Genomic DNA, 20,201 nt, shown 5'->3' with positions numbered 1-20,201 from the left:
GAACCGTTAGCGGTCCGGATGAAGCTTGATCGCGCAAACATCCTGGTGGCGAGGCGATCACACTTCTGCTGACCGTTGAAAGAACCTCTTCAAAATTGAATGAAGATCACGTACTGTGCCCGATCGGAGCGCAGTACGAGGAACAGGTTCATGCGACTGAAGCATTCGGGTGATCTGAGGCGGGCACACCGCGTCGAGGTCATGCGGAGCTTCTACGGTGGCGAACCCCGGACCCGGCTGGAGCTGGCGAACCAGCTCGGCCTGTCCGTCGCCACGATAGGCACCATCGTCGGTGAGCTGGCGAAAGCCGGATTCCTGAAGGAAACGGCTGGACCGCGCACCGGTGGGCGGCCTGCCACGCAGCTGACGTTGCGCGGCGGCGGTTCGTTGGTGGTGGGAGTGGACGTCGCGGAAACACACGTGACGGCCGAGTTGTTCGACCAAGCCATGGCGCGACTGGCCCGGAAACGGGTGCCAGTGGAGGAGAACGCGCCGGAAGCCGTGGTCGAGCACGTTCTCACCGCTGTGGCCGCCGTGCGGCAGCAGGTGTACGAGGCGCCGATCCGTGCGATCGGGGTCGGCGTGCCGGAGCCGCGGTTGCGGGCGTTGCTCGAACGGCGCTGTGACGTGCCGGTGGTGCTGGATCATCCGCTGAAGGCGATCACGCTGGCCGAGCAGATGTTCGGTGCGGCGCGCGACCAGGACGACGTGATCGTGGTCAGCCTGGGGACCGGTGTCGGCTTGGGAGTGCTCGCCGACGGCCGGTTGCTGCGCGGTGCGACCAACAGCGCGGGGGAGTGGGGCCACACCGTCCTTCACGACGGTGGGGAACCGTGCCGGTGTGGGGGCCGCGGGTGTGTGGAGGCCTACGTCGGAGCGGGCGCGTTGGTGCGCCTTGCCGGGGACGGCCCTCCTGGTGACCTGGAGGCGACGGTGGCACGGCTCGCGGGAGCCGTGCGGCGGGGCGACTCCGCGGCGCTGGAGACGCTCGCCCGGTACGCCCGTCCGCTCGGCCTGGCGCTCGCCAACGCCGTGAACGTGCTCAACCCCGGGTTGATCGTGTTCGGCGGATGGGTCAGCGCCGCGCTCGGAGAGCCGCTCGTGTCGGCGGTCACCCCGGTGATCAAGGAGTACGCGCTCGCAACCGCTTTCGAAGCGGCGACCACCGTGCTGGGCAGGCACCTGGACAACCCGGTGTCCCTCGGCATGGCCGTGCTCGCCTTCGAAACCCACCTGCTCGACTGAACTTCCGAGGGGATCCGAATTCATGGGGCAACTCCGCCCGTTCAGAGCCATGTCCGCAGTCGTGGCGTGCCTCGTCGCGACCGCGTGTACCACCACCGGCGCGCCGGCAGCCGCGCCCGACCCCGAGATGACGGTCGCGGTCTGGGGCGGTGACCAGGACGCGAAGACCTACCAGCAGCGGGTCGACCTCGCCAGTGAGCGCGTGGACGGGGTGAACGTCAAGCTGATGCACCTCCCCAAGGACTACGGCTCGGCGATCCAGAAGATGATGTCGGAGGGCAACCCGCCGGACATCATCCAGGTCGCCGAGTCCGTGCACAGCTACAGCAGCAACAACCAGCTGCTGCCGTTGAACCCCTTCATCGAGACCGCGAGGCTGGACCTCGTCGGGAGGTTCGGTGAGCGGGCCGCGCGCTCCTACGACCGCGAGGGCAAGACCTGGGCGCTGCCGGACCGCAACGGGCCAATGGTCCTGTACTACAACAAAGATCTCTTCGACAAGGACGGTGTCGCCTACCCGACCGCCGACTGGAAGTGGCCGGACTTCCTGGCTGCCGCGCAGAAGCTGACGGTCAGGGAAGGCGACAAGACCATGCGGTACGGTTTCGCCGCGGGCGACTGGTGGCCGTGGTGGATGGCGTTCATGTTGCAGAACGGCGGCAGGGTCCTCGACGACGCGGGCAAGCCGGTGATCAACTCGCCGGAGAACGTCAAGGCGATGCAGTTCTACGCCGACCTGGTGCACAAGCACCGCGTCGCGCCGTCCAAAAAGGACTACGAGGCGCTGAAGGTCTCCAGCCCGGACAAGCTCTTCGCCCAGGGCAACGCCGCGATGATCATGACCGGCTTCTGGAACATCGCCTCGCTCAAGGAGACCCCGCAGGTGCGGTGGGGCATCTCGCCGCTGTTCAAGAACACCAAGCAGGCGACGATCTCGTTCCAGAGCGGCCTCGCGATCACCAAGTCCAGCAAGCGTCCCGAGCTCGCGTTCAAGGTGCTCGAGTTCCTGACCAGTGCCGAGGGGCAGAAACCCATCGCCACCAGCGGGCAGGACGCACCGGCCAACAAGGAGGTGCAGGACAGTGAGGACTTCCTGCGTCCGGCGTGGGCCATCTCGGACATCAACATGTCGGCGTTCAAGGAGTCCGCGGAGTTCGCGTTCACACCACCGATGACGCCGGAGTGGGGCGGCATGCAGAAGGCGTTCGGAACGATCATCGGCGAGATCTGCGACGGTGTCGTCACGCCGAAGGACGGCCTGGCAGCCGCCCAGCGGTCGCTCGAGACCATGGGCAAGTGACCGCCCGGCGGGCGGGGCCTCTCCCGCCCCGCCCGCCAGGTTCATTGACGATCTATCGAGTGCCAGCTATGTTGGCGCTCACTTCAGGGACTGTCCGCGTGTTCCCCTTTTCAGCCTGTTCCGGGCGCCTTCGCGCGCCCGTCGGGAAAGGCCGGCATGTCCTTTCGTCATCTCACTTTCACGTCGGCGCTCGTCGCCGTCGCCCTCACCGCGGCCGGGCTCGCGATCTCGGTCACGACCAGCTCGGCCGCAACGCTCGACGACGGTCTCGTGGTGCACTACGACCTCACTCAGGCCAGCGGCACGACGGTGCCCGACACGTCCGGCTTCGGCCGCGACGGCACGGTCAGCGGTGACACCGCCTGGCTGGGCGCGGAAGGCCTCCGGCTCGGTGGCACGAGCGGCCACGTCCGCCTGCCCGACAACGTGCTTCGCGGCCTGACCGACGTCACTGTCTCGGTTCAGGTCGAGATCGCGGCCGACCAGCCGGTCCCGTACTTCCTCTGGGGCCTCGGCAACACCCTGGACAACAGCGGGAACGGCTACCTGTTCGCCACGGGCGACCAGTTCCGCGCCTCGATCGCGACCGGCAACTGGTCGACCGAGCAGACCGTCGACAGTGGACGGAACCTCGCGCGCGGAAGCTGGCGCACGATCACCTACACGCTGGGCAGCGGTACCGCGATCCTCTACGAGGACGGCGTCGCGGTCGCCAGGAAGACCGGCGTGACCATCACTCCCGGCTCCATCGGCGGCGGCACCACGACGGCCAACCACCTCGGCCGCTCGGTCTACCCGCTGGATCAGCACCTCAAGGGCAAGATCCGCGACTTCCGCCTCTACGGCCGGGCGCTCAGCGCGGGCGAAGCACGTGAACTGGGGAAGGGAACGGCGGCGGGCCGGCCTGCCGCCGACGTCGCGGCTCTCAACCTGGGAAACACGTCGGCCGTGACGGAGAACCTCACGCTCCCCACCAGAACCCCGGGTGGCTCGGTGATCTCCTGGGAGTCGAGCAGGCCCTCGGTGATGTCGGCGACCGGCGTCGTCACCCGGCCCGCGCCGCGGACCGGTGATGTGACGTTGACGCTCACAGCGACGGCCACCTACGCCGGCTACACGGCCACGCGCGACTTCGCCGTGACAGTGCTGGAGGACATCACCGACCGGCAGAAGGTCGACAACGCGTTGAAAGCCATCGTGATCCACGACGAGGACGCGATCCGCGGCAACATCACGTTGCCCGCCAAGGGTGCCCGCGACGTCAAGTTCACCTGGCAGAGCAGCGATCCCGGTGTCGTCACCGCCACAGGTGAGGTCACCAGGCCGCCGGCCGGATCCCGCCCGCGCCCCGCTCGCCTCTCGGTCAAGGCGACCAAGGGGTACACGACCAGCACCCGCTACTTCACGCTCACGGTCCTCCCGCTGCCCAGGAAGGCGGCGATGGAGGGGTACATGTTCGCGTACTTCACCGGTGAAGCCAGCGAGGACACCGAACAGGTGCACTTCGCGGTCAGCAGGGGCAACGACCCGTTGCACTGGGACGAGCTCAACGGCGGCCGCCCTGTGCTGAGGTCGAAGCACGGTGAGACCGGCGTGCGCGACCCGTTCATCATCCGCAGTCCGGAGGGCGACAGGTTCTTCCTCGTCGCGACCGACCTGCAGATCCACGACGGGCGCGGCTGGGACGCCGCGATGCGGCACGGCAGCAGGTACCTGGAGATCTGGGAGTCGACGGATCTCGTCACGTGGTCGGAACAACGGCACGTCCTGGTGTCGGACGCGACGGCCGGTATGACGTGGGCCCCTGAGGCGACCTACGACCCGTTGATCGGCGCCTACGTCGTCTACTGGGCGTCCAACGTGTACTCGGCGGCGGACCCCGGCCACACCGGCTCGACGTACCCGCGGATGATGTACTCCACGACCCGCGACTTCCGCACGTTCACCACCCCGCAGGTCTGGAACGACCCCGGCAGTGGCGTGATCGACTCCACCGTCCTCAAGGAAGGCGAGTACTACTACCGCTTCACGACGGACGAGAAGGTCATCGGGTCGTGCACGCGGGACATCGTGCTGGAGCGGTCGAAGGACCTGCGGGCGGTGGACCTGCCGGGAACCGGGCCCCGCAACTGGGAGCTCGTCGACGACTGCGTCCGCACCCGGCTCGGCACCGACTGGGTCGAGGGGCCGACGGCGTTCAAGTCCAACGACGGCAGCAAGTTCTACGTCTTCATGGACGAGACACCGCGCCGCGGCTACCTCCCGTTCGTCACCGACTCGCTGGAGAACCCGAACTGGTCGATCCCGGCGGACTACCAGCTGCCCGCGAAACCGCGTCACGGCACGGTGCTGCCGGTGTCGAAGACGGAGCTCGAACGGCTGCGGCAGGGCCCGCCACCGGTGCGCGGCAACAAGAAGGGCGTCGTGGCCGACTACGACCTGACCGGCGGAACCGGCTCGGCCATCGCGGACCAGTCCGGAAACGGCCGTACGGCGACGATCCGCGGTGACGTCGGCCGCTCTCCTGCCGGGCTCGTCTTCGGCGGCACGGATGGTCAGCTGCAGCTGCCGGACAACCTCACGACCGGACTCGACGGCCTGACCGTGTCCGCGCAGGTGTGGATCGACAGCGCTCAGCGGACGCCCTATTCGCTGTGGGATCTCGGCGAGCTCGACGTCGGCGGCGAACAAGCTTTGCCGCGCGGCAATTGGCACACCATCACCTGCACCTTGTCGAACGGCACCGCGCGTTTGTTCGACAATGCCGTCGAATTCGCGAGATTCGACGGTGTGACAGTGAATTCGCGTGACACGTCGAACTCCGCCGGCCGGTACCTCAAGGGCAAGATGCGCAGGTTGACGGTGTGGAACCGGGTGCTGACCACACAGGAGATCGCCGCTCTGCGGCGCTAGAGGACTGTGTACGTGCACAGCGCTGGAAACTTGAAGGCTTGCTTCGATCTCTGATGTGCTGTTCCATCTGAGCTGTCGCCGATTTCCTCGCTGTGCACGTTCACGAGCCTTGGCCTCGCGAACGTCTGACAACGTTGTCTACGGGAGGCTCTGATGGCTTGGCGATTTCTTCGTGCGGTGGTGGCCTGCCTGCTGCTGGCCACGGGGGTGATCGCCGCTCCCGCTGTCTCCGCCGGCACCCCCGCGGCCGCGGCGGTCGGTCTGCGGGTCAACGGCCCGCGGATCGTCGAGGCGAACGGTGCCACGTTCGTGATGCGCGGCGTGAACCACGCGTACGCCTGGTATCCGAGCCAGACGAGCTCGTTCGCGAACATCAGGTCCTTCGGCGCCAACACGGTCAGGGTCGTGCTGGGCAGCGGGCAGCGGGCAGCGGTGGAGCGCGACGCCCGCGGCCGAGGTCTCGCGGATCATCGGGCTGTGCAAGCAGAACAGGTTGATCTGCGTGCTGGAAGTGCACGACACCACGGGGTACGGCGACCAGGGCGGTGCGGCGACCCTGGACCAGGCGGCGAACTACTGGGTCGGCATCGCCAACACGTTGAAGGGTCAGGAGAACTACGTCGTCATCAACCTGGGCAACGAGCCGTTCGGCAACAACGCGTCGGTCAGCTCTCGGTGGGCGAGCTCGACGACCGGCGCGATCAGGAAGCTGCGCAGTGCCGGTCTGCAGCACCTGCTGATGGCCGACGCGCCGATGTGGGGCCAGGACTGGAACAACATCATGCGGAACAACGCCGCCTCGGTGTTCAACTCCGACCCGCAGCGCAACACCGTGTTCTCCGTGCACATGTACGGCGTCTACAACACCGCGGCGAAGGTCAACGCCTACTTCGACGCGTTCCGGTCGGCGGGGCTGCCGCTGGTGGTGGGCGAGCTCGGTGACCGGCACAGCGACGGCGACCCGGACGAGAACACGATCATGGCGCAGGCCCAGACCCGCGGACTCGGCTACCTCGGGTGGTCCTGGAGCGGCAACAGCAGCGATGTGGCGTACCTCGACATGGTCCATTCGTTCAACCCGTCGCGGCTGACGCCGTGGGGACAGCGGTTCCTCAACGGTGCCAACGGGGTCAGGCAGACCTCGAAGCAAGCCACGATCTACGGCTGAGATCTGTCCTGCCGGACAAGCCGATGTCAACGGGTTGTCCGCAAACGGACAGGCTGTGCCGGTGGGCCACTCGGCGGTGTGGCACCGGATTTCCCCGTGGTTACAGTCCGATTTCTGGGAGCGCTCCCGGAAATCGGACCTTCCCCTGTCGCACATCCCCCAGGAGGTCGTTTTGACCTGGCGATTTCTCCGAGCGGTGGTGGCCGGCCTGCTCCTGGCGGCCTGCGCGGTCATCGCTCCGGCCCCGGCCGGTGCCGCCGCGCCCACGCGGATCATGGCACTCGGCGACTCCATCACCGGCTCGCCGGGCTGCTGGCGGGCACTGCTGTGGAAACACCTGCAGGACACCGGGCACACCGACGTCGACTTCGTCGGCTCACTCCCTGCGCCGGGCTGCGGGTTCCCCTACGACGGCGAGAACGAGGGCCACGGCGGGATCCTCGCCACGAACATCGTGCGGGACAACCAGCTTCCCGGCTGGCTGTCGTCGGCGCGCCCGGACATCGTGCTGATGCACTTGGGCACCAACGACGTCTGGAACAACATCTCAGCGCAGACGATCCTCAACGCCTACACCACGATGCTCGGCCAGATGCGGGCGAGCAACCCCGCGATCAAGCTGATCGTCGCCAAGTTCATCCCGATGAACCCGTCCGGCTGTTCAGCGTGCGGGCAGCGGGTGGTCGACCTGAACAACGCGATCCCCGGCTGGGCGCAGGCGAACAGCACCGCCGCCTCGCCGATCACCGTCGTCGACCAGTGGACCGGCTTCAGCACCGCGACGGACACGACCGACGGCGTCCACCCCAACAGCACCACCGGCATCCAGAAGATCGAAAGCCGGTGGTACCCGGCCGTGGTCGCGGCGCTGGGCGGCGGTCCCACGCCGGCAGTCGGGCTGCACGTCGAGGGCACGCGGGTCGTCGAGGCCAACGGCACGCCGTTCGTGATGCGCGGCGTGAACCACGCCTACGTCTGGTACCCGACCCAGAACAGGGCTTTCGCGGACATGAAGTCCTTCGGCACCAACACTGTTCGCGTCGTGCTCGGCAGCGGTCAGCGGTGGGGTCCGACGCCGGCCACCGAGGTCGCCAACGTCATCTCGCTGTGCAAGCAGAACAAGATGATCTGCGTGCTGGAAGTCCACGACACCACGGGTTACGGCGAGCAGAGCGGCGCCGCGTCCCTGGACCAGGCGGCGACGTACTGGCTCAGCGTGGCGAACGTGCTGAAGGGCCAGGAGAACTACGTCATCGTCAACCTGGGCAACGAGCCGTTCGGCAACAACGCGTCCGTGAGCGCCACCTGGGCGAGTGCGACGAGCAGCGCGATCAGCCGCCTGCGCGGCGCCGGTCTGCAGCACCTCATCATGGCCGACGCGCCGATGTGGGGCCAGGACTGGCAGAACATCATGCGCGACAACGCGGCGTCGGTCTTCAACGCCGACCCGCTGCGCAACACGGTGTTCTCCGTCCACATGTACGGCGTGTACGACACCGCGGCCGAGATCAACGCCTACTTCAACGCGTTCCAGACCGCCGGCCTTCCGCTGGTGGTGGGCGAGTTCGGGCACAACCACAGCGACGGCGACCCGGACGAGAACACGATCATGGCGCAGGCCCAGGCCCGCGGACTCGGCTACATCGGCTGGTCGTGGAGCGGCAACAGCAGCGATGTCGGCTACCTCGACATGACCAACTCCTTCAACCCGGCGAGTCTCACGCCGTGGGGTGAGCGTTTCCTCAACGGCGCCAACGGTGTCCGCCAGACCTCGAAGGAAGCCACCATCTTCGGCGGCGGAGGCCCCGGTGACACCGAGCCACCGTCCACCCCGGGCACTCCGGCCGCGTCGGGCGTCACCTCGACCGGCCTCACGCTGACCTGGGCCGCGTCGACCGACAACGTCGGCGTCACCGGGTACGACGTGTTCCGCGCGGTCGGCAGCGGGTCGTTCACCCTCGTCGGCTCGGTCGCGTCGGCGACCTTCACCGACAGCGGCCTGACCCCGTCGACCACGTACCGGTACCAGGTGCGGGCGAGGGACGCGGCCGGCAACGTCTCGGCGAACTCCGGCATCGCGACGGCGACGACCGGCACGGGCGGCGGCACCGGCACGTGCAAGGTCGGCTACTCGGCCCAGAACTGGGGCGGCGGCAACGGGTTCACCGCGAGCGTGTCCATCACGAACACGGGCACCAGCGCGATCGACGGCTGGACCCTGGCGTTCAGCTACGCCAACGGCCAGCGGGTCACGCTGCCCGGCTGGGGTGCCACGTTCACCCAGTCCGGCGCCGACGTCACCGCCACGAACCTGACCTGGAACCGCACGCTGGCACCGAACGCGTCGGCGAGCATCGGGTTCAACGGCACGTACAACGGGTCGAACCCGGCGCCGGCCTCGTTCACGCTCAACGGCAACACCTGCACGACCTCCTGATCGGCCGCCGGTGCGGGCGCGACCCCGAAGTCAGCACGCCCGCCCGGTGGTCACGCCGGCCCTGGTGACCTCGCCGTCACCAGGGCCGGTCCGTGCGCGAACTCGGGTCAGAGGCCCTGCACGACTCCGGTGGCGGTGTCGATGCTGATCCTCTGGTGCCACCTCATGGTGATGGTGCGGGACGTTGGGAACGTCAGCGGCAGCCATACGTACTGGGACTCGTTGACCGGGCGGTTCCACGCGCCCGCCCAGCGATCGCCGAGGTAGATGTACGAGGTGGTCTGCGTGCCCTGCACGGGCAGTACGAACGCGGTCTGGCTGCGGTAGGCGGTGGAGTCACCGACGTTCGCGAGCCCGCTCCACGTTCCGGTCATGCTGGTCGCGGTCGCGTACTTCTGCTGGTTGGGGTTCCAGTTGGTGGCGCCGGAGGTGACCAGGAAGTAGATGCCGTTCCGTTTGAAGAAGGCGGGAGATTCGCGGGAGACGCCTCGCCACAGCACTCGCACCAGCGTGCTGACCTGGGTGTAGTCGGCGTTGAGCCGGTACAGGTGGAGGTCGGCGTTGTTGCGTGCGGCGGAGGCCATGTAGGCGGTCCCGTCGTCGTCCTTGAACAACGTGATGTCGCGGGACATGTGACCGAACGGGCGGAAGCTGCCGCGCCACGTGTAGTTGCCGTCCACCGTGGACGAGGTGGCGACGGCGGCGCGGGCCTCGCTGTAGTCCCGGCCGTTCTCCTTGTGCATCCACATGACGAACTGACGGGTGGTGCTGTTGTAGATCACCTTCGGTCGTTCGATGTTCGCCAGACGCAGCTCGGCGGCTGACGAGTTGGTGAGGACGTTGTTGCGGAACTCCCACGTCTTCAGGTCCGTCGAGCGGTAGACCGACACCGCCTTGAAGGTGTTGTCGGGGTTGCGGTTCTCACCGAACCAGTAGTAGTGCGCACCGACTTTGATCATGCCGCCGCCGTGGGCGTGCACGACGTTGCCGGACGTGTCGGTGAACTGGGTTCCGTTGGTCACCGTCACCGGTGCGGCCGAAGCGCTGAGGGGGACGGCGAGAAGCGCGCTCACCAGCAGGGCGACCGCGGACAGTCGTGGCATGGCGCCTCCTTTCGGGGAAGGACGGACTTGGAAACTGGCCCTGGCGCCGCCACGCCAGGGCCAGCGGCTGGATGGGCTCAGCGCAGGTAGCTGACCAACGGCAGGTTCAGCTCACGCACGCCTTGCACGACGAGTCCAGCCATCTCCGCGCCGCCTCGCGCGGAGAAGTGAGTGTTGTCGCCCGCCTCCCTCGTGAGGTAGAGGGCTTGGGACGCCGACGGTCCCATCGACTCGACCAGGGCCTTGCTCTTCGCGGTCAGGTCGATCACCGGCACGTTCGCGCTGCGGCCCAGCGCCCTGATCACCGCGGGCAGGTCGACGCCCACGCTGTTGACGTGCAGCGCGGCACCGGTGAGCCGGTCGCCGCTGAACAACCTGCGCACCGGCGGGGTCATCAGCACCGGGACGCCGCCGCGCTCCCGGACGCCGCTGACCAACTTGGCGAGGTTGTCGCGGAACGTGGTCGCGCTCGTGGTCTTGTCGTTGTGCCCGAGCTGGATGAACACCAGGTCCTTGCTCTTGATCAGCGGCTTCATCGTGGGGAACAGCGCGCGGTTGGACAGGAAGCTGCCCGAGCTCTCGCCGGAGTCGCCGTAGTTGGCGACCACCGCGCCTTCACGGATCCGCGACGGCAGGTACTGACCCCAGCCGGTGTAGGGCGCGGTCGGCTGGTCGCAGACGGTCGAGTCGCCGGCGAGGTACGCCACCAGGGGAGCCTGCGCGGGGGCCACGGTCAGCGAGTTGACCGCGGGTGCGGTGCCGCTGAACGTGATCTGCAGGCCGGACGTGCCCGTACCGCCCTGCCCGGTGGGTTGCCCCTCCGGGCTGCGGACGTTGACCGTCGCCCTGGTGCGGACGAGCTGGCCGGAGGTGGTGGAGACGGGGTTGAGGATCTGCCTGCGTGCCTCCACGGACATGGAGGTGTTGGCGGCCTTGCTGGTGCTTCCCAGTTCCACGGTGACGTCGTAGTTGCCGGGGGCGAGGTTGAAGCTGCACCTGATCGGCGCGGTGCCTGAGCACTGCGGTGGCAGTGCGGCCGACGCGGGGATCGGCGCCAGCACGGCCGCGTTCAGTGCGGCCGTGAGGAGCGCCAGACGCTTGAGGTACACGGTTCTCCTGTCACATGTTGACGAGGTTGTAGCCGGTGAACGGAGAGGTGCCGCTCATGACCGCTTGCTCCAGTTCTGGCTGGAGCCACCGGTGCAGGTGTTCACCACGACCGGCGAGTTGTCGGCCGTGCCGCCGGCGTCGAGGCAACGCCCGGAAGCGGCGTTCGTGACCGTGCCGTTGGCGTTGACCGTCCACCTCTGACTGTTGCCGCCGTTGCAGGCGTTGATCGTCACCCGCGTGCCCTGAGCGGAAGCGCCCGCGTCCATGCACTTCGGGTTGTCGTAGACACGCAGCTCACCGGCGGCCGTCCGGGTCCACCGCTGGTTGACCTGACCGTTGCAGGTCCACAGGAGCAGCCTGGCGCCGTTCGCCTGGGACACGCCCTCGACGTCCGCGCACTTGCCAGAGGCGGCGCCCACCAGGCTGTAGGTGTCCGCGGGAGGCGTCGGGTCACCGGAATCAGCGGGCAGGTGCTGCGGTAGGCCGAGATCCCGGTGTTGTCCATCAACGGGCACAGGAACTGGTGGTAGCGCGTGTCGTTGTCGATGAAGATCTTCATCCACGGGATGACCTTGCGCGTCATCACCGGGTTGTTCGAGGTGGGGAAACCGTGTCCGGCGCCGGTGAGCTCGAGGTACATCTTCTCGACGCCCGCGGGGATCTGGTTGTAGTAGCCGGAGATCGACGAGGGGGTGGTCGTCCCGTCCCGCTGACCCGCCAGCAGCGCGGTGGGGATCTGCATGTTGTTCAGGTTCTGCGAGGCGCTGAACGGCGCGTTGCCGATCGCGGTCTTCAGCGACGGCCGGCGCAGGGCGGCGGAGATGGCGCCGCCACCGCCCATCGAGTGGCCCATCACCGCGAGCCGGGTCGCGTCGACCCGGTCGCGCACCGAGCTGCGCTGGGTCAGGTAGTCGAGCGCAGCCAGCAACTGGGTGCCGCGCGCGACGTCCCAGTCGTTGCGGCTGAGCGTGTCGATGCCGATCACGACGAACCCGAACGAGGCCGGCCAATGCCCCATCCACGCGCCTTCTGCCGCCCACGTCGCCGTGTAGCCGGGCACGACAGCGATCGCGCCGAACTTCCCCTGGCTGGTGTCCGTCGGGTAGTAGATCTTCGCCGCGGCGAAGCCGTTGCCGCCGCCCACGCTCGTCTCGGCCGTGGCGAAGGTGCCGCGGCTGGCGGCGACGCTCTCGCGGGTCGGGTTCGGCCCGCGTTCGTAGGGGTTGTCGGCGGCGGCCGCCGGAACCGCGGCGACGGTGGACGCGAGGACGGCGGCCGCGCAGGCGATCGCCGCTCGGCGCAGCAGACGGATTCCGGGCATGACGAGGTACCTCTTCCTTGGCAGGGGCGGCGAAAGAGAACTCGGAGCTAGGAAGATCGTTGTCAGGACGTCCAGCGGATGCCGGGCAGCAGGCGCCCGGTGCGGTCGAACACGGCCTGGTTCTCCCAGCCGTTGCCGGAGTTGGCGATGTCGGCGGGGTCCCAGCCGTTGCCGCGCACGGCGTGCCAGGTGGGCTCCCAGTAGAAGACGCCGATCGCACCGGCGTTGCGGGCCGTGTTCTGCACGGCGGTGAAGTTGGCCGCCTGCCCGGCGGGCGTCGCCGGATAGCCCGCGCACGGCTGCGCGGCGCTGATCACGTTCGCCGTGCCGTCGTGGTTCGCCGTGGTGTACGGGTAAGCGGTCTCGGCGAGGACGACCGGCTTGCCGTACCGCGACCGCACGTCGGCCACCACGCCGGCCATCGCGGACATGCTGCCGTGCCAGTAGCAGTAGTACGACAGGGCGGTGATGTCCCACTGGACGCCCTGGGCGCGAATGCCGTCGTAGAACCAGCGTGGACCGGTGCGGACGTTCGCGGTGTGGATGATCACCTGGGTGCTCTGGTTGCACGCTTTCGTGGCGTTGTAACCGGCCTTGAGCAGACGGCCGAGGTTCGTGAAGTTGCTGTTGACGACTCTGCCGTCGTCCCACAGCATGCCGGTGTTGATCTCGTTGCCGATCTGCACGCTGTCCGGCGCGGTTCCCTGTGCCTTGAGGCTGTTGCAGACGTCGTAGGTGTAGTTGTAGACGTCCGTTTGCAACTGGCTGATGCCGTGGTTCGCCCACGCCGCGGGTTTGGCCTGCTTGCCGGGGTCCGCCCACGTGTCGGAGTAGTGGAAGTCGACGAGCAGCTTGAGGCCCTTGGCCTTCACGGTCTTCGCGTACTGCAGGACCTTGGCCTTGTTGTTGTAGCCGCTGCGCGGGTTGTTCCAGATGCGCAGGCGGACGTAGTTGACGCCGACACCCTGGAGGACGTCGAGCGGATCCCTGGCGGTGCCGTTCGCGTCGTAGTACCTCGCCCCGAGCTCCAATGCCCTTTGGACGGTCGAGACGTCGGCGCCGCGCATGGTCAGCGACGCAGCGGAGGCGGCAGGGGCCGGCAGCGTCGCGGAAAGTGCCAGCACCGACAGGAAAACGGCGGCTCTTCCCGCGCGGCTGGTGCCGTGCGCGGTCATGAGATCTCTCCTTTGAGTCCTGTGAACGTGCACAGTGTTCATGCGCGGCATCTATCTTGATAGAACCGCAATTGAAAGATCTATTCAAGAGTGAGAATGTCGAATGATGTGAACGTGCACAGTCGAATTCAGTCGAATGCGTCCCAATTCGTCGAGAAAGGTCAAGCGGACTCGCGGACCACCAGCTCGGTGGGCAGGATGACCGTCGCGGGTCCCTCGCCGGCGATCTGTGCGAGCAGCTGGCGCACCATCATCTCGCTGATCCGGCTCCACGGCTGGCGGATCGTCGTGAGCGGGGGATGGACGGCCGTCGCGGCCGGTGAGTCGTCGAAACCGCCGACAGCGATGTCATCGGGCACACGCAGACCCGCCCGCTCGATCGCCGCCAGCGCTCCGTCGGCCATCAGGTCGGACGCGACGAACACCGCGTCGATGTCCTTCGCCGTGGCGAGCAGCTGCTGCATGCACGCCTCACCGCTCGCCCGGCTGTAGTCGCCGGTCGTGACCAGCCGCTTGTCGTAGGCGATGCCGTGCTCGGCGAGCATCTCGCGGTAGCCCTGCAGCCGTTCGAGCCCGCCGGGCATGTCCTGCGGGCCGGCGATGGTCGCGACGCGCCTGCGGCCGGACTCGATCAGGTGGCGGACCATCGTCCTGGCGCCCTCCAGGTCGTCGGACGCGACGTAGGACAGCGTGCCGCGCTCGCCGAGCGGCTTGCCGCAGCACACGAACGGCAGGTTCGCCCGGCGCAGGTGCTCGATCATCGGGTTGCCGCGGTGCGAGGAGATCAGCAGCACTCCGTCGACGTGGTGCGCCGACAGGAACGGCAGGATGCGGCGGCGTTCGGCGTCGGTGCCCGCGGTGATCAGGATGAGCGGGATGTCGTGCTCGCCCAGGGCGGTGGTGCACCCGGTGAGCAGCGTGGTGAAGTTGGGGTCGGCGAACAGCCGGTCCTGGGTCTCCGACAGCAGGAACGCGACCGAACCGGCCCGCTGGGTCACGAGGCTGCGGGCCGCGCGGTTCACCACGTAGCCGAGCTTGCGGATCGCGGCGTCGACGGCCTCCCTGGCGGCGGGGCTCACGTTGTGCCCGCCCTGCAGAACGCGTGACACCGTGCCACGGGAGACACCGGCGTGCTCGGCGACGTCGATGATCGTCGGCGGCCGCTGAGCGCGTGCCCGCCGTCGTGGCGCTGTGTCCGTCATCGGCCCTCATCTGCTCCGGTTGGTGGTCACGACTTTACGACTCCCGACAGCAGATCGACCCGCCAGTAGCGCTGCAAGCCGAGGAACAGCGCGATCAGGGGAATGATCGACAGCAGTGCGCCGGTGATCACGAGGGTGTAGAGGGCGGGTCTGCTCGCGCCCTGCTGCAGCAGGCTGTAGAGACCGACCGTGACCGGGAACGTGCCGTCGTCGGCGAGCATGACGTAGGGCAGCAGGAAGTTGTTCCAGATCGCGACGAACTGGAACAGGAAGATCGTCACCAGCCCCGGCAGCATCATCGGCCAGGCGATCGAGGTGAAGAGCCGCAGCTCACGGGCCCCGTCCATCCTGGCGGCCTCCAGCACCTCGTCCGGCACGGCGGCGGCGGCGTACACGCGGGCCAGGTAGATGCCGTACGGGCTGAGGATGCTGGGCAGCAGCACCGACCAGTACGTCCCGGCCAGGTCGACCTTCGCCAGCAGGAGGTACTGCGGCACGGCCAGCGTGATCGGCGGCATCAGCACACCGGTGAGGATCACGGTGAAGATGACGCCGCGGCCGCGGAAGTCGAACTTGGCCAGCGCGTACCCGCTCACCGCCGACACCACGGCGGACAGCAGCGCGCCCACCCCGGCGTACAGCGCCGAGTTGAGCATCCACAGCCAGTACACCCCGTCGCGGTAGGCGGTGAGCTCGGCGAGGTTCGACCACAGCCCGCTGCCGGGCAGGAACGTGAAGGTGCTGAACAGCTCGCTGCGGCTCTTCGTCGCCGCCATCAGCACCCACAGCACGGGGATCAGGCAGTACACCGCGCCCAGCAGCAACACGAGCGTCGGCACCCACGACGTGCGGCGCTTCACGACGCGGCCCGTCTGTTGACCAGCTTGAGAAAGCTGAACGAGAGCAGCAGCGTGACCGCCGCGATCACCACGGCCGTCGCGGCGGCGGAGTGAAGGCCGCCCTGCACGAAAGCGTCCCGGTAGACCTTCATGTACGGGCTCCAGGTGAAGGTCAGCGAGTTGGTCAGCGGTCGCAGCGTCATCGGTTCCGCGAACACCTGCAGCGTGGCGATGGTGGAGAAGAAGAACGTCAGCACGAGCGACGGCCTGATCAGCGGGATCTTGATCCGCCACGCGATCTGCGCCTCGGAACAGCCGTCCAGCCGTGCCGACTCGTACAGCTCGGGCGGGACGGCACGCAGCGCGGTGTAGATCACGATCATGTTGAAGCCCGTGCCACCCCACACCGAGATGTTGGTGAGCGCCAGGAACAACCCGTCGCCGTGCAGCAGGTCGGGACCGCTCCACCCGGCCGCGTTCAGCAGGAAGTAGCCGGGGCTGACGCTCGGCAGGTAGAGGAACCCCCACAGCAGCGAGGCGATGATGCCGGGCACCGCGTAGGGCAGGAAGATCGCGAGCCGGGAGAACGCTCGGAACCTCGTGCGCGGCAGGTCCAGCAACAACGCGAACAGCAGCGCGAGACCGAGCATCGTGGGCACGAGCATCGCCCCGTACCGCAGGACCCGGCCCGCGCCCGCGAGGAGCTCCGGGTCGGCCAGCGCGGTGGCGTAGTTGTCCAGCCCGACCCACACCTCCTCACGGGCGTTGCGGCCGAGTCCCAGTCCCTTGACCTGCATCGAGTGCAGGCTCAGGTGGGCGGCGTAGCCGATCGGCAGTGCGAAGAACAGTCCGAACAGGACGATCGCGGGCGCGAGGAAGCCGTGCGGCACGAGCCGCCTGGTGTGAGCCATCTCAGCCCTCGATCTTGAAGCCGTTTTTCTTCATGTCCGCGACAGTCGTCTCGTGCACCGTCCTGAGCGCGGCGGGGAACGACGACTTCTCGGTGGCCGCCTTGCCGAACGCGTCCTTGAAGGTGTTGTAGGCGACGTTCACGTTCGGTCCCCATCCGGCCGCCGCGGTGCCCTTCGCGATGTCGGCCGCGAGCGCGTAGAAGTCGGGCTGGTTCGGGAAGAACTCCGGGGTGGTGAGCGCGCCGCTGCTCTGCGCGGCGGTGGCGGCCGGGTAGACACCCGCTTCCTTCACCAGCGCGGCAATGGCCTTGGGGTCGGTGTTGAGCCAGGTGGCGAACTTCGCGGCGGCCTGCGCCTTGCCGTCCTTGGCCGCCTTGCCGGTGATTCCGGTGGCCGACCCGCCCCAGCTGCCGGTCTTGGCCGCACCTGCGGTCCACTGCGGCAGTGGCGCCATCTTCCACTTCCCCTTGGTGTCCGGTGCGCTGGTGGTCAGCGTGCCCGGCGCCCAGACCGCGCTCACCCAGGCGATCTGCGTGCCGTCGTTCAGCGCCTTGTTCCACGCGGGCGTGTACATCGGTTGGTTATCAATGACTCCGTCCTTCACCAGGCCGCCCCAGAAGTCGGCGACCTTGCGCGAGGACTCGTCGTCGACGCCGACTTTCCAGGTGTCGCCGGACGTTTGCCACCAGGTCGCTCCCGCCTGCTGGGAGAGTCCGGCGAAAAGTCCCGCGTCATTGCTGGAGAAGGTGGTCAGTGCGCGGTTAGGGTCCTTCTGCTTGAGCTGACGAGCCGTCTCGGCGAACTCGGTCCACGTCTTCGGCACCGCGAGGCCGAACTGCGTGAAGAGGTCCTCGCGGTAGAAGAGTGCGAGGGGAGCGGTGTCCTGCGGAATCGCGTAGACCGCGGGGGAGCCCAGGGTCACCTGCTTCCAGACGCTTTCCGAGAACGAGTCCTCGGCGCCACCGGCGAACTCCGCGACGTCGGTGAGCACGTCGTTGGACACCAGAGTCGGGATCATCTGGTACTCCGCCTGCACCAGATCCGGTCCGTCGCCCGCCTTCGCGGCGGTGATGACCTTGGTGACGAGTTCGTCGCCACCTCCCTGCTCCTGCACGGTGACCTTGATGTCGGGATGGTCGGCGTTCCACATTTCCGCGACCTTCTGCAGGCTTGCCCAGGACCACATGGTCAGTTCGACCGGGCCGGTCGCGGCAGGGGCTCCGCCGTCACATCCGGTGAGGGCGAGGGAGCCGGCGAGTGCGATGACTGCGAGGGCGGTGCGGCGCTGCATCCGTTCCTCCGATGTCGGGTGGGAGGCTGGTGGACTGTGCACGTTCACAGTAGAGACGCGTCCTCGACACGGGCAATAGGCGAAATGTACGGTTGGAGCACGTTCTTGGGCGGGTTCCTTCGCTGTGCACGATCACAGAGACAGGGGTGCGAATGGAGCGGCGGCACTGGCCGATCGGGTTGGAGGCCATGGCGTACGGCGGTGACTACAGCCCCGAGCAGTGGCCGGAACCGGTGTGGCAGGAGGACGTCCGCCTCATGCGCGAGGCCGGGGTGACGATGGTCAGCATCGGCATCTTCACCTGGGCCCAGCTGGAACCCGAGCCGGGCCAGTACCACTTCGGCTGGCTGGACGGGCTGATGGACCTGTTGCACGACAACGGGATCCGCGTCGACCTCGGCACGCCGACGGTCGTGCCGCCCGCCTGGTTCTACGAGAAGTTCCCGATGGCGCTGCCGGTGTCCCGCGAGGGCGTGCGGTACGCGTTCGGCGGCCGGGGCACGATCTGCCACCACGCGCCCGCCTACCAGCAGGCCACGGTGTCGATCACCCGGCAGCTCGGGCGTCGCTACGGCGAGCACCCCGCCCTCGCGATGTGGCACGTTCACAACGAGTACGGCGCACCGGTGAGCGCCTGCTACTGCGACCTCGCGGCGGCCGCGTTCCGCCGCTGGCTCACCGACCGCTACACGACGGTCAAGGAGCTCAACGAGGCGTGGGGCACCACGTTCTGGGGCCAGACCTACAACCGCTGGGAACAGGTGCAGCCGCCACGCCTCACCCCGACCGCCGGCAACCCCGCCCAGCAGCTCGACTGGGAGCGGTTCACCAACGACGCGATGCTCGCGAACTTCAAGCGGGAGAGGGACGTCCTGCGCGAGGCGTCACCCGGCGTCCCCATCACCACGAACTTCCACGCCGCGCTGTCCCAGTGCCAGTCGATCGACTACTGGTCCTGGGCGCGCGAGGTGGACGTCGTCACCAACGACCACTACCTGATCGCCGAGAACGAGCGCGCGCACGTGAACCTCGCGATGACCGCCGACCTGACGCGTTCGCTGGCCGGCGGCCGGCCGTGGCTGCTGCTGGAGCACTCCACCAGCGCGGTGAACTGGCAACGCCGCAACATCGCCAAGAGTCGCGGGGAGATGGCGCGCAACAGTCTCGCGCACGTCGCCCGCGGCTCTGACGGCGCGATGTTCTTCCAGTGGCGGGCTTCCCGGTTCGGCGCCGAGAAGTTCCACTCGGCGATGCTGCCGCACGCCGGCACGGAGAGCCGGATCTGGCGGGAGGTCGTGCGCCTCGGCGAGGACCTGGGCGCGCTCGCCGCACTGCGCGGCAGCCGCGTGGTCGCGGACATCGCGCTGCTGTGGGACTGGCAGTCGTGGTGGGCGCAGCGGCAGGAGTGGCGGCCCAGCGCCGACCTCGACGCCCGCGAGCGGGCGGAAGCCTGGTACGCCGCCACGTACGACCTGCACCTCACCGCCGACTTCGCGCACCCGGAAGCCGACCTGAGCGGCTATCCGCTGGTCGTGGTGCCAGCGCTGTACGCGATGACGGAGGCCGCGTCGGCCAACCTGCGCCGGTACGCCGAGAACGGCGGCGTCCTGGTCGTGTCGTGCTTCTCCGGGATCGTGGACGAGCACGACACCATCCACGACGGTCCGCACCCCGGCGCGTTGCGGGACGTGCTCGGCCTGACGGTGGAGGAGTTCACGCCGCTGCGCGCCGGTGAGCGGGTGCGCCTCGACAGCGGGATGACGGGTGACGTGTGGTCCGAGGTCGTGACGTTGCGCGGCGCCCTGCCGGTGTGGTCCTACGTGGACGGCCCTGCCGCCGGCCTGCCCGCCGTCACCCGGCATCCGTTCGGGAAGGGCAGCGCCTGGTACGTGTCGACGTGTCTGGGGGAGGACGGGCTCGACGCCGTGCTGGTCGCCGCGAGCGCGGAGGCCGGGATCTCCTCGCGCGACCTGCCCCGCGACGTCGAGGTGGTCGAACGGGAGGGGGAGCAGGGGCGGTACCTGTTCGCGATCAACCACACGGACGAGACGGAACTGATCCCGGCCACGGGGACCGAACTGCTCACCGGTGAGGGCGTGGACGGTCACCTTAAGTTACCACCTGGTGCTGTCAGAGTGACGTTCACACCGCGGTAGCCGGAAAGCGCTTTCTACCCGAACGAGGCC

Annotated in this window: 14 protein-coding genes and 1 pseudogene; 6 read left to right on the top strand and 9 right to left on the bottom strand. The window is 68.1% G+C overall.

What is annotated here, in order from left to right:
* Positions 1-150: 150 nt before the first annotated feature.
* From C8D87_RS03940 to C8D87_RS03920, 5 genes are all read left to right on the top strand, one after another.
* Complete coding sequence (locus C8D87_RS03940) at positions 151-1,245, top strand: ROK family transcriptional regulator (protein ID WP_170166300.1); 1,095 nt, start codon at positions 151-153, stop codon at positions 1,243-1,245.
* A gap of 49 nt (positions 1,246-1,294) precedes the next feature.
* A complete protein-coding gene (locus C8D87_RS03935) occupies positions 1,295-2,545 on the top strand; it encodes an ABC transporter substrate-binding protein (protein WP_170166299.1) in 1,251 nt (416 codons plus the stop codon).
* 156 nt (positions 2,546-2,701) lie between these two features.
* Complete coding sequence (locus C8D87_RS03930) at positions 2,702-5,458, top strand: immunoglobulin-like domain-containing protein (protein WP_112225556.1); 2,757 nt, start codon at positions 2,702-2,704, stop codon at positions 5,456-5,458.
* 343 nt (positions 5,459-5,801) lie between these two features.
* On the top strand, positions 5,802-6,626 hold the full coding sequence (locus C8D87_RS03925; protein WP_325049639.1) for a glycoside hydrolase family 5 protein: 825 nt from the start codon (positions 5,802-5,804) through the stop codon (positions 6,624-6,626).
* A gap of 172 nt (positions 6,627-6,798) precedes the next feature.
* Positions 6,799-9,063, top strand: coding sequence for a cellulase family glycosylhydrolase (locus C8D87_RS03920; protein ID WP_112225555.1), 2,265 nt, complete (start codon positions 6,799-6,801; stop codon positions 9,061-9,063).
* A 107-nt stretch (positions 9,064-9,170) separates the two neighbouring features.
* On the opposite strand, the gene C8D87_RS03915 is transcribed toward C8D87_RS03920, so the two are convergent.
* The 9 genes and pseudogenes from C8D87_RS03915 to C8D87_RS03880 form a co-directional block, all read right to left on the bottom strand.
* Entirely contained in the window at positions 9,171-10,166 is a 996-nt protein-coding gene (locus tag C8D87_RS03915; protein ID WP_112225554.1) for a family 43 glycosylhydrolase, read from the bottom strand.
* A 77-nt stretch (positions 10,167-10,243) separates the two neighbouring features.
* Positions 10,244-11,275, bottom strand: a complete 1,032-nt coding sequence (locus tag C8D87_RS03910) for a rhamnogalacturonan acetylesterase (protein ID WP_112225553.1) — start codon at positions 11,273-11,275, stop codon at positions 10,244-10,246.
* A 54-nt stretch (positions 11,276-11,329) separates the two neighbouring features.
* A complete protein-coding gene (locus tag C8D87_RS47415; protein WP_233441888.1) occupies positions 11,330-11,656 on the bottom strand; it encodes an RICIN domain-containing protein in 327 nt (108 codons plus the stop codon).
* A 143-nt stretch (positions 11,657-11,799) separates the two neighbouring features.
* A pseudogene (locus tag C8D87_RS49400) lies at positions 11,800-12,597 on the bottom strand (alpha/beta hydrolase family protein); the annotation flags it as partial.
* 62 nt (positions 12,598-12,659) lie between these two features.
* Positions 12,660-13,772 (bottom strand): glycoside hydrolase family 53 protein, encoded by a 1,113-nt coding sequence (locus tag C8D87_RS03900; RefSeq protein ID WP_112225552.1) that lies wholly within the window; start codon positions 13,770-13,772, stop codon positions 12,660-12,662.
* 161 nt (positions 13,773-13,933) lie between these two features.
* Positions 13,934-14,974, bottom strand: coding sequence for a LacI family DNA-binding transcriptional regulator (locus C8D87_RS03895; protein WP_109639598.1), 1,041 nt, complete (start codon positions 14,972-14,974; stop codon positions 13,934-13,936).
* A gap of 26 nt (positions 14,975-15,000) precedes the next feature.
* Complete coding sequence (locus tag C8D87_RS03890) at positions 15,001-15,834, bottom strand: carbohydrate ABC transporter permease (protein ID WP_233440030.1); 834 nt, start codon at positions 15,832-15,834, stop codon at positions 15,001-15,003.
* Entirely contained in the window at positions 15,831-16,724 is an 894-nt protein-coding gene (locus C8D87_RS03885; protein ID WP_112225551.1) for a carbohydrate ABC transporter permease, read from the bottom strand. The genes C8D87_RS03890 and C8D87_RS03885 overlap by 4 nt, the downstream gene beginning before the upstream one ends.
* A 1-nt stretch (position 16,725) precedes the next feature.
* A complete protein-coding gene (locus C8D87_RS03880; protein WP_112225550.1) occupies positions 16,726-18,015 on the bottom strand; it encodes an ABC transporter substrate-binding protein in 1,290 nt (429 codons plus the stop codon).
* A gap of 152 nt (positions 18,016-18,167) precedes the next feature.
* On the opposite strand from C8D87_RS03880, the gene C8D87_RS03875 reads away from it, so the two are divergent.
* Entirely contained in the window at positions 18,168-20,171 is a 2,004-nt protein-coding gene (locus tag C8D87_RS03875; protein WP_112225549.1) for a beta-galactosidase, read from the top strand.
* The last annotated feature ends 30 nt before the right edge of the window (positions 20,172-20,201 follow it).

The sequence above is a fragment of the Lentzea atacamensis genome, from assembly GCF_003269295.1.
GTDB lineage: Bacteria > Actinomycetota > Actinomycetes > Mycobacteriales > Pseudonocardiaceae > Lentzea > Lentzea atacamensis.
Note: the sequence above shows the minus strand (reverse complement) of the source record. Positions and strands in the feature narration are given on the sequence as shown.

Excerpts from the sequence above, each read along its gene's own strand:
- C8D87_RS03900 (WP_112225552.1), bottom strand. The coding sequence starts at position 13,772 with ATGACCGCGCACGGCACCAGCCGCGCGGGAAGAGCCGCCGTTTTCCTG.
- C8D87_RS03940 (WP_170166300.1), top strand. The coding sequence starts at position 151 with ATGCGACTGAAGCATTCGGGTGATCTGAGGCGGGCACACCGCGTCGAG.
- C8D87_RS03885 (WP_112225551.1), bottom strand. The coding sequence starts at position 16,724 with ATGGCTCACACCAGGCGGCTCGTGCCGCACGGCTTCCTCGCGCCCGCG.
- C8D87_RS03875 (WP_112225549.1), top strand. The coding sequence starts at position 18,168 with ATGGAGCGGCGGCACTGGCCGATCGGGTTGGAGGCCATGGCGTACGGC.
- C8D87_RS03915 (WP_112225554.1), bottom strand. The coding sequence starts at position 10,166 with ATGCCACGACTGTCCGCGGTCGCCCTGCTGGTGAGCGCGCTTCTCGCC.
- C8D87_RS03895 (WP_109639598.1), bottom strand. The coding sequence starts at position 14,974 with ATGACGGACACAGCGCCACGACGGCGGGCACGCGCTCAGCGGCCGCCG.
- C8D87_RS03935 (WP_170166299.1), top strand. The coding sequence starts at position 1,295 with ATGTCCGCAGTCGTGGCGTGCCTCGTCGCGACCGCGTGTACCACCACC.
- C8D87_RS03880 (WP_112225550.1), bottom strand. The coding sequence starts at position 18,015 with ATGCAGCGCCGCACCGCCCTCGCAGTCATCGCACTCGCCGGCTCCCTC.
- C8D87_RS03930 (WP_112225556.1), top strand. The coding sequence starts at position 2,702 with ATGTCCTTTCGTCATCTCACTTTCACGTCGGCGCTCGTCGCCGTCGCC.